Here is a 17436-nt window from a genome sequence, read left to right as displayed (position 1 = left end):
CCCACTCGATTGTTTACAGTAAAAACAAAGTACTGATATATATATATTTTTAAGTTGTCAGTATTGTACCGTACCGTTTTATATACCGTCACCGGGGAGAAGTGCCCCGCTTCGTCAGGGAGTCGTACTGCCTTTCGCAGATGGCTCCGGCGGTAGTTGCCCGGTCAGCGTAGTCTGCCAGTTGTCGATTTCGTTCGACAGATTTGCTGAGCAGGTCGGCAAGCAATACGCCGGTGTCTCCGGCTGACGACCCAAAGCCGTTAGCGGTGGAATACTCTCGGAGCTGCTGCCTGATGGTATCGAGCTGGTTCCGCAGCCCGCCAGCGCGCTGAGCAGCAAGCATAGCATCGTTGCGCGCCTGATCGATACGGTTTTGCGCTTCACGTTCATTGCGGGCATTCTCCTCTTCTCTCTGCTTCCTGGTAAGCTTATCTGCAGCTACCTGATCTTCGCCGCGCTTTGCGTACCCGGCATCGTATTGCGCCTGTCCATGCTTAACCCAGGCGATACGCGCACCGGCCACCAACAAAGCCAAAACCGCCAGCAGCGCCAGCGGCTTCCACCACACCTTCAGGAAGGTGATCATGCATTCACCTTTGGAGTGAAGGCGCGAAGGTTGATGGGCTCACCATCTGGCCAGGACCACAAAAACCAGGTGAATACACGAAGATCACACACGGCGTCAAACGTCTCACCCGGGCGCACATCTTCAATAACGCACACTATTTCGTAACTACCATGGGCTTCCTGTAGCGCGACAGTGTCAAGGGTCCACCGAGGAATTAGCGACTTAATGAAGTTCATCATGCTGCAGCCACTCCCTTGCGGATCGCCTCTGCACCGGATGCATCACGCCAGAGCCAGGACTCAGCCGCCCGGCGGCGCACCAACCCCTTCAGCACCCGGCCGCCTGATTTGTTCCAGCGGGCGAACTGCGCCAGCGCCTGGTCATGCCGCTTGTTGTTCACCATCTCCAGCAGCGTGGAGTTCTTCAGCGCCTCAAGGCCGACGTTGTAGGAGAACGATACCAGCGCATCGAACTGGCCCTGCTTGAGGGAGATAGTGACGAGCTTATCCACTCCCGCCTCGAAACGCGCCAGATCGTCAAGCAGAACTCTATCCGCCTGCGCCTGATGCCATACCAGTCCAGGCTTAACCTCCCGCCCGGTGTGGCCCCAGCCGATAGTCCAGGGTGATCCGCTGAGCTTCTGCCAGTCAGGAATCAGGCGGTAATCCCGCATGGGCAGTTTTCTGGCGGTGCACGCTTTACCCAGGGCGCTGCCGGGATCCGGGTATGCCTCCAACTCGCAGTCTTCGAAATGCTTCATCACGGCCAGGCCGTTACTGGAAATCTTCATGGTGTGGACCTCTGGCTATCTTGAAAATTTGCACGACGTTGCCCTTTGTCTTGAGCATTGCCGCCAGAAACACGCCGTTCAGGATGACGTCACCCCAGTCGACAGTTGTGTAGTGTCCGTAGAAGATGCGGATCGGGATGCTGGCAGCCACGACGATCACCAGGTAGGCAAGCCAGCCGCCCCACCAGCGATGGCGCGACCCCTCCCGGCGGAACAGCAGAACCCTCAGCGACAACACGCCGCAGATGATGGCATTAGCTACGAGCAGAAATTCATGGCTGATCATCGTCCCCCCTTTTCGGCAGCATCTGCCCAGGATTGTCAGACCGGTGATAAAGCCAGATGCCGACCCGCACGGCCACGATGCTCGCAACGAAAGCGCCAGCGGAGAAAACTATGCCGGTTTCGAACGAGCTGGCTGTGATGGTAGGGATCAGGCTGAATACACCGATGATGATGGCGGCGGCAGGCTTAAAGAAGAGAAGACCACAGATGAAGGAGAGCAGAGCCAGAAGAAGCCTGCGCCGTATTGGATACTCAACCGCCGAGGTAACAAATATTACCGCTCCGGCCAGTGCGCCAATTGCTACCTCCGGTGGAACGCCTACGAGCCATGCTGTCAACGCACCGAAGCTAAGACCTTGATTTATACTTGATACCGTTAGCGAGGCCGACATGGTAGCCACCGATTTTTGTGCATAATGAACCCCCTTAGTTGGTGATCATATAGTACACAATAATCCGTTTGCGGGTAATTTTTACCGATAAAAAACTTTCAATGAACTAAACGAAGTGGTGGTATGATTTACGCACTTACTAAACAATTAATCACGGGATCATGATGAGCGTTTTTTTGACCAGTAATATATTTATTATTTTTTCAATATTTATATCAACTGCATCCTGTTTTGTCATTTCAAAATCAGGTTTATTCAAACACATAGAATTCAGCTCAAGAAGGCTTTTTAATATTGATGGGGTTAGGGGTGTGGCGGCCGCAATGGTTGTAATGAACCATGCGGTATTTATTTTAATGAATACTGGCATAGTAAAGGACACATATTTTAGTGAGATTGATTATCATATTTTTGCTAGATCAGGAGAGGTAGGGGTGCAAATTTTCTTTTGCATAACTGCATTTTTATTTGCCGACAGGATAATAAAAACACAAAACAATATTGACTGGAAACGGTTCTTTTACTCAAGAATCAAAAGGCTTGCTCCACTGTATATATTTATGATAACAGTCTCTTTATTGATAGCAATTTCAATATCGCCTGAGAAATTCAGCTTCTCAATTGGCAGCGTATATAGCATGATTTCAATGTATAGCTTTGGTTTTTTAGGAGGAGATGTTCATGTTTTGGGGGTAAAAATGGAACCACTCACGGCTGTAATATGGACACTTCCTTATGAGTGGAAATTTTACGCGATCCTGCCTATAATCGCCGCTATCATTTCTTCTAATAAAACCTTAATACCTTCTTTTATTTTCGTTTCAGTTATAGCCTTTATAGATTCATACATTAATTCGGCGCTATGGGTGTATTTCATAAGTGGCGCTTTTGTTGCACTGGTTTATAATAGAATCAAACCAATTGACAGCAAGGCTTTTGGCGCGCTTTCCTCAGTTGCTGCAATTGCAATTATTATTGCATTAATTAATATAGATATGGCACCTTACGGACAGATGCGATTTATCATAATCACTCTGTTTTTCTCTTTGGTAGTGATGATTCCGCCTAGCATATTTAAACTAAAACCACTGGTTTACTTAGGGGAAGTCAGTTATAGCTCATACCTGATGCACTTACCAGTCATGTTTGTTTCATTTAAATTAATAAACTCAACAAAATCACTATACAATATTAGTTTTAATGAATTCGCAATAATTACCTGCTTTGTAGTTGCGCTCTCATCAATAATTTCATGCTTCACATTCAAATATATTGAATATACTTTCATAAAGAAAAAAGTAAGTTACTCACAAGTAAGAGAGCCAGCTTAACCGGCTCTCTTACCTAACTATAGTGTTTTGTAGTCAGCCCCACCACTAATGGTTGGTGGGTCTAGCCTTGTTATAATGGTTCTTACATAAGTGTTTGCGCCGGAGATAAATCCTGCAGATAGATTTGTAAGAGAGCTGTTAGCTATCAGGTTCCCACCATTAAAAATAACGGATAAGAATCTTCCGGCAGTATTTTCAATTCTAAATATTGGCGTGGAAATCAATGGGTTCTGCTGCTCAATGCAACCAATAAACGAGTTAACAGTTATGGATGCATCAAAATCCATGTAATTGGCTGTTCTAACTATTATCTGATTACCTCTAACACCTTCAGCACCACAAGAATTCATTGTTATGCCAAATGGATTATAGAATGCGTATGCGGCGGCAATTTTCTCATCGGTGCCAATCATCGGAAATATGCTATCTGCGGTGCAGCAGGTCATTGTTGTATACTGCATGTTGTCAACAATAAATCCAAACTGATAGTTTGCAATCTGTACCATGTTCATGACATTGCTGGTGCCTGATAATGCATAACCTGTAGCGGTTCTGTACTTGCTTATTTGGAAGCCAGCATACTGTCCTATTCCAAGCCCAAGGAACTGAACGGACTCAAAGATGTTTGACCATACGTTTTCACCCCAGAATCCAAAGTTACCACACTCAAACCTGAGATCCTTTATTGTCGAAACAGCCAATTTCTGAGACCATAATGAATACGCAGGGGCGTTACTTCTGTCTGTTATATTTTTCCTTCTAAAAGTTGCTCCTGATAGTACGGCCAGAATGCAAAAGCTATCCCCACCAGTACCATCCGGGTCATAAACATCGGGGATTGTCAGCGCCATTGCATCAAGCGATGTTGTTCCGACAATAAATTTGTTGTTGGTTGTTTTCTCAAATATTGTTTTATCTTTCCCTTTCCCAACGATTCCACTACGTGAATAAATCGGCACTCCCGTTGAGTACTGAATTACACCAGAAGGGGCAAGTAAAGATGTGTGATTATTTTTACCGTACAATGTAGCTTTATTTATTTCGTTCTGATTATCAATGTTACTGTTAGGTCTTACGCCAAACCAGGTCAAACACGGTGATTCACGATCTACTCTAACCCACACCAGGGATCCGCTTGGAGGCACTATGGTAACTCCACCATCTTCCACGAGAGATTGCTTCCTGACAGCCTGGAAATAGCCACCGCCATAATGGATATCCTCAATTGATAAGCTTGCCGCAGATACAACATAAACCACATCTCCAACCGACTCGGGAGGGAATGCACGAAGTTCATTTAGGTTTAAAAACCTTCCTACTGCATTGAATCCATCAGTGGATTTTATAGATTTAAGTGTCTCGCCAACCGTGCCATCAGGATAATTAATAGCCGGGTTAAAACCTGACAATCCGGCACCAGTTGGCTTTGCCATCTCTATCAGCACATCGGATGCTGAACCCGATGGAGGGAGAACGACAATGGCATTACCGGAGTTATCGAAAGCAGGCATTTTATTCCGGCGATCTTCAACACCAGGCAATTCATTGATCGGTTCTGGCACTCGCAGGGTTCTGTTGAGGTTGTTCCCGGCAAGCGTATCAACATAGTTCTTTGTCGCTGCATCCTGAGGGTCACGTGGATCCTTCACATTGCGGATGTAGTTGTTAAGAGCATCGTACCAGTTTGCAATGCTGGACGGCTTCCGCAGCGCCAGACCAAACAGGCGAGATACTTGCTGGATTAACATGGTCAGGCGGTCGAAAACATCTTCGTGTGTTTCAGCAAAAAACTTGCCCTGATTACGCAAATCAGTGTCCTGGGTGATCTCCAGCTCCCGGACAATCGATATCCTCCAGTCGATGGCAAGAGGAGCCATCAGAGTAACGCTTCCTCCCCGATATCCACCGGCACCGCTGACGGTGTAATCAGTGTCCAGCGTCAGGGTTGTTACGTTTTCATTCAGGTCAATGACCTGGACTACCAGATCCGACTTACTAAAAATCCTGAACTGGTACGGGAAAACGGTGGTGGTGCCGTTCCCGGTATAGGTGTTCTCGTTAACTTCGGTAGAAACCGTCATGTCCTTTCTCCAGATACGCAGCGCCCGTCGCGGTGCCTCTGGTCATTTTATTACCTGAAAAACCTCATATGCATTAAAATGATGCAAAGTAAAGAACTTATTACCTTATGGGTAACTTTTATTGCATGCTGGAAAATGAAGCCCACATCTGATATATGTATATATATACAGTGTTTATGCGGAGGGAGAGCAATGCGGAGGCGGTACCATCACCCGTTGGAACGAGGTTTTTCAGAGAGAATTCATACACCGGCAGGGGTCAGGTCGTTGATTGAAAAATCTCACCTCATGGAATTATTGAGAGAGCTTGAGAAAGACGGGCACAACGTAGCTGGCGCATCAGCAGAGTTAACAGCCCTCCTGAACTACGCATCTGCCACGCACATGACTCTGGCCGAGATCCAGACACATATCGATTACTGCACTCTCCAGCTGAAGAAAAATATCGGATAAGAAAAAGCCCGCGCTAAGCGGGCTGTGACATGTCACGACTTTACCAATCCCAGCAACTCCAGCAGTCTTCGCACCCCCATAATGAGCAGCGCTAATCCGATACCGAAGAATGTAAGCACCAGGATAAAGTCAGTTGAAGTAAGTCTCGTCTTATCGAAAAACAGGATCGTGATACTGGGCCAGAGAAAGAAAGCCAGCATAGCAATATAGACCAGAAAGAATTTTGCTTTATCCATCGTTATTTCCCCAGCATAAATTGAGATGGCGGAACCAGGAATTCGTTGCCCTGCTCACGCTCTACGCGTCGCTGGTAACGCTCTAGCGAGCCAGGATCAAGGGCATCCTGTATTCTGTTCAGAATCAAGCCATTCATCGCTGTACGCAGCCAGAACACGTTCAGGAAAGGCGTGTTGTCCAGGGTGGTGCGGTACCAGTCGCCAAGGTCTGCATCGCCGCGTGTGGTGCTCTGCAGCAGCGTGATGATGCTATCGGCATTGGATGCCGCTGGCCCCATCAGGGAGGTGATCGGCCCTGCCCCCATGCGGTTGACTTCGCCAAACATGAAGTCGCCAAGAATACCCAGTCCGCCGCCCTGCGCCGCCGCAGCGAGGAAAGTTTTTGCGTCTGCCGGGCGCGGCGTCTGCCCCTTCAGCAGCAGCTTAGCCTGCATTGACGTGTAGCCAAACAGCGTCGCCCAGACGAACAGATTAGCGGCGCCAATGAATGCGCCGTTGCCATTACGCATCAGCGCGTTGGTCATAGATGTCGTTTTCGACTCGCCCAGCCCGGCCGGTGTATAGCCGCGGCCAAACACCTCGCGCCCCAGCACGTTCTGCATGAAGCTGGCGGTAAAGGATTTGTACTGACCGGCGAAACGGATCGCCTCCCCTGCCACGGTTCCCGGAACGGTCCCCATCTTCATAAATGCCTGCGTACGATCGCCAGGCTCCGACATAGCGATGTTCAGGCGATCGAGGATGTAGCCGCGCAGTTGACCTTCCAGCTGGTCGCGGGCGTCAGCTATAGCACGCTCGGTTGGCTTCAGACCTTTGCTCTGCACATACCCGGCGATCACTTCATCAGGCACGCCACGGATGCCGCTTGTCGTCATGAATTTACGGCCTTCGCTGTCGGCCATGTCCATGTGGCGGAAAATCTCCCACTCACGATCTCCAATGCCGTGCAGGTCCAGCACCCGGCGCAAGTCCTCCGGGAGCCGGGCGTGCGCCTGGTCAGCGTTCTGCGCCAGCCAGTTGGTGATCATCATGGCGTTGCTGTTGCGCCCGCTCTCCGTCCAGAAATTCATGAGGTTATATTTGAAGAAGAGCTGCTGTGCGCGCCCCATTTTCCCGGTGAGGCTGTCATCTCCAGAGATACGGCGGATGATCTCCTGCGTCATGGCATCGGAGTAGACGCCGATCGATGACAGGATCTCTTTCTGCTCAGCGCTGGTATAGCGGGTAAAGCGCCCTTTCATCGCGCCCAGCACCGCCTGCATAAAGTTCTGCCCCTGGTAGCGCATCTCGGTAGCGGAAATAGGCACATCGTTGAATGAGGAGATCACCGCGCCGCCGAGCTGGCTCATACGCAGCCAGCCGCGCACGTTTGCCGATGCATTGGCCCAGCCCACGCTGCCGGGGATATTCAGCGATCCATCGACCTGTGGCATGACGGTGCGGTTAAGCCTGCGGACTTTAGTCATGTAGTCAGCCAGCGCCGCCGGGTTGCCGGATTTACTGACGTCATCGGCAATCGTGTCGGTCAGGTACTTGAACATGTTGCCGGGGTTGGTGCCCAGCACCCGCATCATGCCCGTGTTACGCGCTGCGCTGTTCAGGCCGCCAAATACTGCCTCGCGCAGGCTACCGGTGCCGAACTGCTGGTTATACTCGTGCCACGATATACCGTCTTTGAAGTGCAGCACGCGCTCCTGGCTGGCGCGCTTAGCAGCGTTTGCCGATCCCTTGAAGCCGTTCATCCAGTCCGGCTTCTCTGAGGTGAGGTGCACACCGGAGGCCAGGCCGTTATAAACGTTACGCATGAACTGTTCCCGGTCGCTCACTCCGTCGAACGTGCGCTCATCAAGGCGCGGAAGAATGGCGTTGCGCCAGGCCCCAAAACCAGCTGCCCGGATTTTCATGATGTCGTGCGACTGCCGAACGATATAACCCGGCTCTTTGCGGATCCATGCTCCGGCACGGTTCTCATCAATGCGCGCCGACTCCTGCCACTTCGAGATGATCTGCGCAGCGGACACTGACTGGCGTGTCATCCCGTCGGTAGATTCACCGCGCCCGATACGCCACATAGCTTCGGCGATCTCGCGGTCGTTGCTGCCGCTGGCGATAAACTTCACCAGGCCAGCCCTGTCGAAATCGTAGTTGATCCCGGCGTGGTACTTGCCTCTCAGCTGTGCCACCTCGGAAGATACGGAGCGGCGGGAGCCGGTGCGCGCATCGTTTCGCCCCACCAGCAGCGCTTCAAGCCCAATATCAGGGCGATCTTTCCATGTGGTTCGCAGCTCGCCCAGGCGCTGGGCAGCGATACGGGTATTGATAGCCTTGTTGCGGGCCTCTATCTGCTTCGCAAGCACGTCGGCGCTACTCAGTTGCTCGGCTGCACGGAGAGCAGCCTCTTCGAGTGACAGCGCTTCGTTGCCCGCCATGATCCGTTCGGTGGTATCGCGCATGTCGCGCACCAGCGACTCCATTTCATCAGGTGACAGGTCACGCCCTGCGGCGGCGTTTACTGTTCGCTCACACTGCGTCAAAAACTCATTGGCTGCCATCAAATCCCCCGGTTAATCATACAGGCGGCAAAGGCCCGGAAAGCGTTGCTCATGCTATTGTCGCTGTCCTCGGCACGAATAGCATTGAGGTTTTCGCGCATCGTGGCCGCCAACTCAGGATTATCAACGGCAATATCGTCCAGCAGCGCGTTGCTCAGGTTAAACTCGTTTTCGAGATCGGCAGCGGCGGCGGTGACCTCGTGATCTGCCTGCTGGGTTTCACGGTAAACTCGATCAGCTGTTTCGCTGACCGGGCGCGCTGTATCATCCATCTGGCGCACCGGGTTCTGTATGCGCTGAATGGCACGCTCACGCAGCGCCGGAGTATGCAGTTCATAGAAAGGCTCAACGTCTGGGCTTCGACCTTCCATCATGTGCGCCAGCGCAGCGCGGTACGCCTGCTGGTTTACAGCCCAGTCAGCCTCCCGGATAGCACCTGCGGCTGTACGAACAGCCCCGGCCACTGGCGACATCTGCATGCCGTCCCGAATCTGCTGCGCACGCTCAGCAATACGCACCTTCAGGTCGTCGGGGATCTCTCCCGTATTAACCTGAGACTGGCGGCCCCGCGCCTGCTCGGCGGCAGCGTTCTGCTCCAGCGTATTATTGATCTCGGCGTTTCGGGATGTGAGTGCGTCCTTTTCTGCCTGAACATCTTTCAGCGCCCGCGCCCGCGCATCCCTGAACTTCATCCGCTGAGCCTGGTAATCGGTGGTGCGCTGCTGCACTGTGGCGTCCAGCGCATCCGCCTGGCGCTGGTTAGCAGTCAATTCGGCGCGCAGATCAGCCACGTTATCGATCTGCCCTGTCTGTAGCTCCCGCTGCTGAGCCATGTACTCCGGCACGACATCGTCATAGGCCCGGCTGTATGCGTAGTTCTCCGCGTCGCTGGAGATGGCCGCAGCCAGATCTGAATTGGTGCCGCGCTCCGGTATGTTGACGCCTGCCGGAATATTGTCAGGAGTCACCACCGGCGTTGGCTGCGCGTCAGGGGTAGGAATCGCTGTTTCTGCGGCCGCAGGCTCAGCTGCGCGCCGTGGGCGCACCAGGTCGGATATCACCCCGCCGCCTGCATGCATCAGGCCGCCCGCCAGCGTGTTAAAAAACGTGCTCTCCAGTGCATTGCCGTAAGTGAAGTCATCGCCGTCAGCAGCTGCTGCCATTGCGGTAAACGGCACAGTCGCTACTGCCTGCGCAGCGCCCAGACGGGATCCGGCAACAAAGCGCTCGCCAAAACGCCCCAGCATAGATGCTGCACGCGCCTCACCGGCGAACGGCACAAATGCCAGCGCCACGTTGCCGGGGTCGGCCATCGACCCGGCCAGGCTTGCTGTAAAGTTAAGCGGCGTTGCTACCCACCCAGACGGTGCAGATGCGGCGATCTGCTGGCGTGCCAGCGAATCCTGACGCTCAGCAACGACGTGATCGAGAAATGCCTGGCTAACGCCAGTCTCCGGCACGTTGATACTCTTCACGCCGTACTGCTTCAGGCGTTCATCGGCATCCGCTTTGCTTACTACCGCAGAGTTTGGATCGTTCGCAAGCGCATCAGCCTTTGCGAAGCGGTAGCCGGACATAGCCGGCCCCTCATCAAACCCCTGTTGAAGGGACGACAGCAGCGATTCACCCAGGCCGGATGGAGCGTTGCCGATTGGCTGGTTAATCCCCAGCCCCGGATCGTCGGTATAAATTGGCATATTATCGTCCTGACTGCTGGCCGCCCTGGAAGATGTCGATCAGGTTATCGCGTTGGCTTTCTGCGTTATAACCCTTCGACTGCCCGGGCGTGTATTTAACAGGCGTATCGGTGAATTTCAGCAGATTGTTCCACGTTGAGCGGTTAGCCGCTCCCAGCTTAGACAGGTCCTGGAACGACACGGAAACAGGTCGGCCGTCGGCACCATTAACAATCAGGCCGTTGAGCATAAGAGTAAGCCCTGTCTCGTTGCTGTTCGTTACCCACTGAGCGCTGTCTTTGATGCGTGACAGGCTCTGCTGGCGGTTCACGTCTTCCGGCAGGCGCGGATCGCCAACCAACGGCATAATCTGTTCAGCAGTTAGTGACTCAAGATATTTCCCGGCCCCGTCGTTGACGTCACGCAGATCTACCCCGGCCCGGTTAGGCAGACGCCATGTGCCGCTGGTCTGGTACTGCTCGCCGAGAATGTCCTGATAAGCCTGCTTCGCCGCGTCAGAGGCTGACATGCCGCGCTGCATGTTGATGTACGTCAGGCGCTTGCCCTGCTCGTTGAAGTTGTTCCAGACGGCAGTGCCGCCGGGCTGTACTACCATCGTGCTGGCGAAGTCTTTCGCCTTGTCGTTCCATGATGAGTCAGCGCTGTCGGCGTCGGTTTTCTCAAAGCTGCCGCGCAGGTCTGAGGTTTTAACGCCGCGGCTCTGCCACAGGGCATTAGCAGCACGCGGATTCTCTGTGGCCATGATGACCTGAAGTGCCGGGTACGCGTTTTTCTGCACCTGCTGCATGACCTGATCGGAGTATTTCCCGAACGACTGGGCCACCGCCTGAATGGCCGTGACGCTGGATTCCTGTGTGTTATCGATGCGCTGCAAAAGGCTATCGATCATGGTATCCGGCAGCACCTTTTTGCTGTTGATGCCCAGGCGGTCTTTTTCTGCCTGGATGCGCGATACCAGATACTCCCCTGACTGCTGATTGTTCTGGTACTCGGCAAAGGCCGACTTAACGACGGGGGAGTTTTGCTGGAGCCAGTTACCAGGATCCGATTCGCGGGCCTTCTGCACCTGGTTTAATTTCGCCTGGGCAGAAGAATAAAGCTCGGCTTTATATTTAAAGTCAGGATCCGACTCTTTCGGCATCATGGCCTGCACGGCTGCTATTCCCTGCTGAGCGCTGCCCTGCACAATAGTCTGGTAAACGGGCTGCAGCGTCATCGCCTGCTGGTACTGCTGGTAGGTTTTCTCCATCTGCATACGTTCGGCGGGCGCAGCCTGCAGCGGCATCACTGCGGCCCACTCACGGGCAGAGATTGGAGTAACCGGCTGGCCCGCTTCCAGTTTCGCGAGATCGTCCTGCATGCGGCCCTGAATAGCCACGCGCCCGGCAGCGGCCTGCATGTCATACAGACCCGCAACCTTACTCATCATCTGCGACTTTTTATCCGGGCTCATGGCATTCCAGAAAGGCTGACGTGACAGGTTTTCCATCGTTGCCGACCCCGGGATAGCGCCAGCGCTACCGGTCACTTTCGCCACGTAGTTGCGGGTTTCGTCGTAGGGGATAGCGGCTGCGAACTGGGCATTGCTGACCTGACCAGTACGCGGATCGCCTATCTTCTCAAGCCAGCCATCAACAGCGCCCGGACCAGCGTTATACGCGGCCACCGCCAGCACGGGGTTATTATCATACTTCTGCATCTGCGCGCCGAAATACGCCTGGCCAAGTTTCGCGTTATAGCGTGGGTCATTCAGCCACTTATCACGATCCCACGGTACACCGGCAAGACGCGCAGCCTCCGGTCCGGTGGACTCCATGACCTGGGCGACGCCCACGGCACCTTTCGGGGACACCAACGGCGCTCCGTCTTTGCCATACTGGTTACCGCCGCTCTCCTGCCAGATCATGGCTGAGAACAGCTGCGCCTCGCTGGGCGTGTCGGTCACCTCAATCTTGCCGCCGGGGCCAAGCATCTGCTGATACATCGGCGAGTACCACGCCTCCGCTGCGCCGTTGGCGGCATTCTCGCGCCATGTAACCCAGCTCTGCTCGATCTCTTCGTCGCTCTGACCATGGGCCTGACCGTACGCAATAATGCTTTGGTAGGCCTTTACGCCAGCCTGATTAGCCATTTCAGGGTTGCGGAACTGCACGGATAAGTTTTTCAGCGTGGCATCCTGCATCCCGGCCTCGTACTGCCGCACCTGCCCTACTTCATGCCGCCCGGCCTGAGTGCTGAACGCCATGCGCTGCTGTTGCGCCTGCTGCAGGAACGCGGATCGGGCGTTCTCATCTGGTAGCCCTGCAGCAATTTCATCAACCTGCTGATCAAACTGCTGACTATATTTTTGCGCCTGCCCTATAGCGTTCTTGCCCTGCAGGGAGAGGAATCCGCTCTCCGGATTGTTCATCAGGTCATTGCCTACGGCATCAAGCTTGAGGGCGGCTTCCTGTGTCAGCGCCACGTTAGCACGCTGTTTAGCATCGGCCAGTACCCCGATGGCCTTTTGTCCGACATCAGCGACCGCATCACCTATATTCGGCGTATTGAACGATGCGATTGCCGGAGCGTTGACGCCGCGGCTTTCTACCTGGCGGCCTGTAACGGTAGGTACGACTGGCATGATCTCTCCTTATCGACCGGTTGGTGTGCCTACAGCTGCGGAAATTGGGGCCGCTGTTTGCGAGAATGGCGACCACGTACCACCAGCCATCTTGTATGCGCCGTACGCCTGCAGCGGCGCGGTTAACAGCGTGGTTGCAGCGCCGACATTGGCCTGCTTTTTTGACGCCGCAGCCTGGGAGCTGAAGTTATCCGCCTGAAGTTGCAGACCGTACGCCTCACGGCTCGCGTTATTCAAGGTGGTCAGGGCATCCAGCTCGCCGAATTGAGCGGTATCGCCAAAGATATCCAGCGCGCTGCCGGTGCTGATATCAGCGCCGTTAGCTGCTGCGGCTGCCGTCTGCGTGCCCAGCGTCTGACGGCTACGGCGGCGAGCCTCATCAGCTGCAGCGTTGCCACGGTTGATAGCGTCCTGAGCCTGCGCCTCGGCTGAATCAGCGTTAGCACTGGCGACTGCCGCCGCCTGACGACCTGACTGATACTGGTTAACAGCCGAGAGCGCCCCGGTTGCGAGGGCAGCACCAGCGAGCGCGGTAGCCGGATCACACATTATTTTCTCTCCAGGTGGAAGCGATGAAAATTAAGACCTGCGATGCCAAATGGTGCGGCCTCCTCCAGCCTGAATCCCAGCCAGTGGAGCCACGCCTTAGCGACGTGGTTACGCTCATCAACATAATTTTCAAGATAAGGGTAAACAGACAGCATTGCATTGACGACATTGCCGCAGCGGCGCAGGAAGGTGCGCTGATAACGCTCCAGATCGTCAGTACCCACCAGCCATGGTGTGCCGGTGCCGCCGATCATTGAACCTGGCGCTACACCGAATATGGTCACCACCCGTCCGTTAATCAGCCCGGCGCAGGCAAACGTCGATATTTTCAGGCCGGTCAGTAGCACCTGCTCTGGGGTGGATCCGTTAATCGCCAGAAACTCTTCAATATCGGCCTGGCGCACACGCGGCAGCATTTCGGCGATATGGTCGGCGGTGGCCGGGACTATGCGGGCATAGATCATCAGTGGCCTCCTACCGTCAGTCGCGGGATAACAGCCAGTACGGACAGCGGCAGCGGGTCAGACTGCCGGATATAGACGCGCCCATTTTTATCCCAGTTGCTGTCGAGTTTCACCTCAACAACGCCGGTAGCGTCTGCTACTGGATCGTCGTAAAACTCAAACTCCCGCTGCGGGTATTCGTACAGGTGATCAGCATCGGTGCCCGCGAAGATGCCGCGGCTGGCGTTCACTACCAGGCTGACCGAAGGGACAAGTTTTTTCTTGTCCAGCAGCGTTTCCTGCCCGTTAACATTAATGTCGAGCGTCTCAAATTCGGCAGTAACAGGGAGGCCCAGATGCACTACAGCCCCTGGGTTCTCCAGCGTCACTGTGCCGTTAGTGATCACCTTCTGCGGCTCAACGTTGGCATCGCACAGAATGTTTACCGTCTTCCCCTCGAGGTGTTGCAGGCCGAGGAATGTCTGACGGGCTATTTGCCAGTTAGTAACCGCTGTGTTGCGTAGCGCCGGGGGAATGTCTCGGCTCGCCATGACTTTGACGACGTTACCGCTGACGTAGGCGGAGATAGTGAAGCGAAGCTCTTTATCCACTGGCTTGTCGTCATCATCTGTTTCGGTGTAGGGGATCTGGATCTGCGCGCCGACATCAGTCTGGGCAAAATACGTTGCGCCGGAAAGGGTTAGGGTAAGCTCGTCCTGATAGCTCCAGTTATCCACTCCGCCGGTAATCTTCATAGTTCGTGACGCGTCTTTGTTGCGGCCGTCATAGCTCAGCCCGCAATCAACGAAAAACGCGTCCTCGGTTTCGGTAAACAGGCGGCTGGCAAGGCGCTCGATATAGCGAACCTGCTGCCCGTTAACGGTGCGATTTACCACAAAATACACGGCATCCTCGCCGCCCTCGCTGATCGAACAGGTGGACTCGAATTTTCCGTCGGTGGGCTGTGGTGCCCACGCGAAAACCTGTTGCTCACGCAGATAGGTCAGCGCCAGCAGCATGCCGTCGTCGCGTATGGCCCATGCAGCGCTGTACGGCACAATAGTGAATGACCAGTCGACGATGCTGTGTTTCTGGAAGAGATGGTTAGCCAGGATGGTCAGGTCGTTGCCCTGGTACCCATCCACATCGAACGAATACGCCAGATCCCTGACGGTGCTGCCCTTCTCCTGGATAAACAGGGCGATGTTTGCCACGGCGATAGGCGGCACGTTGCTGGCCCCGTTTGATCCCTGTGAGCTGAAGGAGAAAGACGATGGGGTCAGGGTTTTATTCTGGTCACCGGTCACAACAAACTCACCGCCCGAAGTCAGGGCCACCAGCGATCCGACGTCAATAAGATGGCGTATCTCGTTCACCTGCCGCCCGGCGTAGGTGTAGATGATCCGGTCATCGTCCTGGGTAGGGTTGCTCTTGCCAAAGTCTTTGTAATCGCCGGTGCGACTGCCCCAGACAGTTTGCGGGTATGCAGTAGAGGCTGCGAAGAAGAGGCGCTGCTGATAATAAACGACGGTTCCCGGGTAGCCGTTGGCGCTGTTCCATGCAAATCGCGCCCACTTATAGCTACCCCTCCCGCTACCGACCACGTTCTCAGGAATGCGAGAAATAACCGCGGCGTTTGCCGACGTGCCCCCGTTAGCTACCGATGTGATGCGGACGATCCCAAAACCGCTATGAAGGTACTCCCACTGGATCCCGGTATCATCATCACCGTCGCCACCCCACCCATCATAGGCAGCACCTTCGGTATGTGACGGCCTGAGCGTCCCTGTTTTTCCACTGGTATTGGCCCGGTAGTAGTTGCTATCCGCCCGCCGGATATCGCCGGTGGTGGTGGCTTTACTGGTCTCCCAGACCGGCACGGAATCGACTGCCGGCTGCTCAAGGTAAAACAGTTTTCCTACCTGCTCAGCGCCAAATATGGCCGCGTTGGACGTCAGTACGATGTTGCCGGTTGTGGCACTGGCGTAGACCGTCGCAGCCTCGTCAACGTTGATATCCTCAAACGGCCCGTTCTTGGTTTCCACCGCTAGGATCTGCCAGTTGTCATGCGCGTACCGGCGCAACTCCATCGGCGGATAATACGGGTGCACCAGCGTCAGCACGTCGGCGCTCTGCGTGTACTTGATGCGGCTCAGATCCTGCTCGTTGTACGGCATAGGCAGTTCGTAAATAACGTTGCTGCTGTTGAGCACGTAACCGCCGTCTTTAATGACGCGCAGGTACTGGTGCCCGAACTCAAGGGCATACGTCTGCACGGTAGAGAACTGAAACGGGATCAGGCGACACTTCATGCCAGGGTATTTAGCCGCACCGATGAAGCGCGTTCCCGGACGGTTTTCTACGCCGCCATACTGGCGAACAATGAAATTACGGCACTTGCGCAGAGCCACGGCGTATTTCGCCATGTCGACGCGACCATAGAGAGACGGGCCGATCTCACCACCGGCAAAGCTCGGCTGGATCCAACTGAAAGCCATCAGCTCAACCTCGCATTAGTAAATTCGCTCTCCGGCGCTACCGGTTCCTGCGACTCGTTCATGCTGTGCGTGCCAGCACTACGGATGACGCTCGCGTACATGTTCAGCGCGTTGTTGCCCAGGGAGGCGTCGCCGGTCAGCTGCATGTTGATGGCGGCCGCCAGACGCCACGCCAGCGCCTCAACGAAGATAGCGTCGAACATGTTGACATCCGCCACACGGGAAACGTACTTCAGCCAGGCTCTGGGCTGATCGGTGTAAATCAGCTTTCCGGTACCGGCATAGTCAGCGCCGACCTCATACTGGACGCGCATTGCCGCCGTCGGGTATCGGTGGCCGGGGACCATAATTTCCGTGATACGCAGGCAGTCGGTGGGGTACTGGTACGCATACTGCCAGTCCGGGGGCGGATTTCCCGTGTCAGCCAGCGCCACACGTTTGGTAGCAAAGTTCCAGTCGAAGTCCGCCAGCACAGAATCACGGCAGCTCTCATAGTGCAGATCGCACGCCCCGGCCTCTTTGCTTTGCTCGTTCAGATTGTTGATGCTGCGGCTGTTGCCGATGTTACTCAGCGCGAGGTTGCAGATCTCGATGACGGAAGGCATTACTCACCTCCACCATAAAGCGTGTCAGCGGCGCTCTTCTGCTCTTCAGAATGCGCAGGAGCCATAGCCATGTCAGTGATTTGCAGGCTGGCATCATGGCGGGTGCCCTCTTCGGTCTCGCGGGATGAGGTGCTTTTAATGATCGCACGTGCGGTGATCATTACTTCAGTGCCCACCGCCTGCGGCGTGGCACCAAGTTTTTTCAGCGTCTCGTTGTCCAGGTTGATGCTCAGCCCCCAGGGGTAATCATCGCGGGTCTGCGTTTTACCGCTTTCATCCTGGTAGGTGTCGGTACCGCTTTTCAGGTTAACCAGTTCCATATTCCACTCCTGC

General features: G+C 54.5%; 16 protein-coding genes. 2 read left to right on the top strand and 14 right to left on the bottom strand.

The window, feature by feature from the left end; translation table 11 throughout:
* Nucleotides 1-88 precede the first annotated feature (88 nt).
* The 4 genes from EV102420_RS04050 to EV102420_RS04030 all read right to left on the bottom strand — a co-directional run bounded on the left by EV102420_RS04050 (nt 89) and on the right by EV102420_RS04030 (nt 2035).
* On the bottom strand, nt 89-586 hold the full coding sequence (locus EV102420_RS04050; protein ID WP_042389251.1) for a DUF2514 domain-containing protein: 498 nt from the start codon (nt 584-586) through the stop codon (nt 89-91).
* A gap of 217 nt (nt 587-803) precedes the next feature.
* On the bottom strand, nt 804-1358 hold the full coding sequence (locus EV102420_RS04040; RefSeq protein ID WP_042389247.1) for a lysozyme: 555 nt from the start codon (nt 1356-1358) through the stop codon (nt 804-806).
* Entirely contained in the window at nt 1342-1644 is a 303-nt protein-coding gene (locus EV102420_RS04035; RefSeq protein WP_042389244.1) for a phage holin family protein, read from the bottom strand. The genes EV102420_RS04040 and EV102420_RS04035 overlap by 17 nt, the downstream gene beginning before the upstream one ends.
* Nucleotides 1631-2035, bottom strand: coding sequence for a putative holin (locus EV102420_RS04030; protein WP_042389241.1), 405 nt, complete (start codon nt 2033-2035; stop codon nt 1631-1633). The genes EV102420_RS04035 and EV102420_RS04030 overlap by 14 nt, the downstream gene beginning before the upstream one ends.
* A gap of 176 nt (nt 2036-2211) precedes the next feature.
* Here EV102420_RS04030 and EV102420_RS04025 point away from each other — a divergent pair, with 176 nt between their 5' ends.
* Nucleotides 2212-3366 carry an acyltransferase family protein gene (locus EV102420_RS04025; RefSeq protein ID WP_217996433.1) on the top strand — a complete coding sequence of 385 codons (1155 nt, stop codon included), beginning with the start codon at nt 2212-2214 and terminating at the stop codon, nt 3364-3366.
* A gap of 17 nt (nt 3367-3383) precedes the next feature.
* Here the strand turns inward: EV102420_RS04025 and EV102420_RS22690 are convergent, their stop codons facing one another.
* Complete coding sequence (locus tag EV102420_RS22690; RefSeq protein ID WP_042389236.1) at nt 3384-5447, bottom strand: putative phage tail protein; 2064 nt, start codon at nt 5445-5447, stop codon at nt 3384-3386.
* Between the two features lie 192 nt (nt 5448-5639).
* Here EV102420_RS22690 and EV102420_RS04015 point away from each other — a divergent pair, with 192 nt between their 5' ends.
* Nucleotides 5640-5900, top strand: a complete 261-nt coding sequence (locus EV102420_RS04015) for a Rossmann-fold NAD(P)-binding domain-containing protein (protein WP_042389235.1) — start codon at nt 5640-5642, stop codon at nt 5898-5900.
* A gap of 32 nt (nt 5901-5932) precedes the next feature.
* Here EV102420_RS04015 and EV102420_RS04010 read toward each other — a convergent pair whose 3' ends face one another.
* From EV102420_RS04010 to gp10, 9 genes are read right to left on the bottom strand one after another with little or no spacing between them, the layout of a single operon-like run.
* Nucleotides 5933-6136: a hypothetical protein gene (locus EV102420_RS04010; protein WP_042389234.1), complete on the bottom strand. Its 204-nt coding sequence runs from the start codon at nt 6134-6136 to the stop codon at nt 5933-5935.
* Nucleotides 6137-6138: 2 nt separating this feature from the next.
* On the bottom strand, nt 6139-8688 hold the full coding sequence (locus EV102420_RS04005; RefSeq protein ID WP_042389231.1) for a hypothetical protein: 2550 nt from the start codon (nt 8686-8688) through the stop codon (nt 6139-6141).
* Nucleotides 8688-10385 carry a hypothetical protein gene (locus EV102420_RS04000; RefSeq protein ID WP_042389229.1) on the bottom strand — a complete coding sequence of 566 codons (1698 nt, stop codon included), beginning with the start codon at nt 10383-10385 and terminating at the stop codon, nt 8688-8690. The genes EV102420_RS04005 and EV102420_RS04000 overlap by 1 nt, the downstream gene beginning before the upstream one ends.
* 1 nt (nt 10386) lies before the next feature.
* A complete protein-coding gene (locus EV102420_RS03995; protein ID WP_042389224.1) occupies nt 10387-13008 on the bottom strand; it encodes a transglycosylase SLT domain-containing protein in 2622 nt (873 codons plus the stop codon).
* 9 nt (nt 13009-13017) lie between these two features.
* On the bottom strand, nt 13018-13557 hold the full coding sequence (locus EV102420_RS03990) for a virion core protein, T7 gp14 family (RefSeq protein ID WP_042389219.1): 540 nt from the start codon (nt 13555-13557) through the stop codon (nt 13018-13020).
* Nucleotides 13557-14021, bottom strand: coding sequence for a hypothetical protein (locus tag EV102420_RS03985; RefSeq protein WP_042389217.1), 465 nt, complete (start codon nt 14019-14021; stop codon nt 13557-13559). Before EV102420_RS03985 ends, EV102420_RS03990 begins: the two co-directional genes overlap by 1 nt.
* Nucleotides 14021-16498 carry a phage tail protein gene (locus EV102420_RS03980; protein ID WP_042389215.1) on the bottom strand — a complete coding sequence of 826 codons (2478 nt, stop codon included), beginning with the start codon at nt 16496-16498 and terminating at the stop codon, nt 14021-14023. The genes EV102420_RS03985 and EV102420_RS03980 overlap by 1 nt, the downstream gene beginning before the upstream one ends.
* Nucleotides 16498-17103: a phage connector family protein gene (locus tag EV102420_RS03975; RefSeq protein WP_042389213.1), complete on the bottom strand. Its 606-nt coding sequence runs from the start codon at nt 17101-17103 to the stop codon at nt 16498-16500. Before EV102420_RS03975 ends, EV102420_RS03980 begins: the two co-directional genes overlap by 1 nt.
* The gene (gene gp10, locus EV102420_RS03970; protein WP_042389211.1) at nt 17103-17423 is read right to left on the bottom strand and encodes a capsid staple protein; all 321 of its coding nucleotides are present in this window, start codon (nt 17421-17423) and stop codon (nt 17103-17105) included. The genes EV102420_RS03975 and gp10 overlap by 1 nt, the downstream gene beginning before the upstream one ends.
* Nucleotides 17424-17436 lie beyond the last annotated feature (13 nt).

The sequence above is a fragment of the Pseudescherichia vulneris NBRC 102420 genome (genome assembly GCF_000759795.1).
GTDB classification, from domain to species: Bacteria; Pseudomonadota; Gammaproteobacteria; order Enterobacterales; family Enterobacteriaceae; genus Pseudescherichia; species Pseudescherichia vulneris.
The sequence above is the reverse complement of the archived record's forward strand: the minus strand, read 5'-3'. Positions and strand labels throughout refer to the sequence as shown.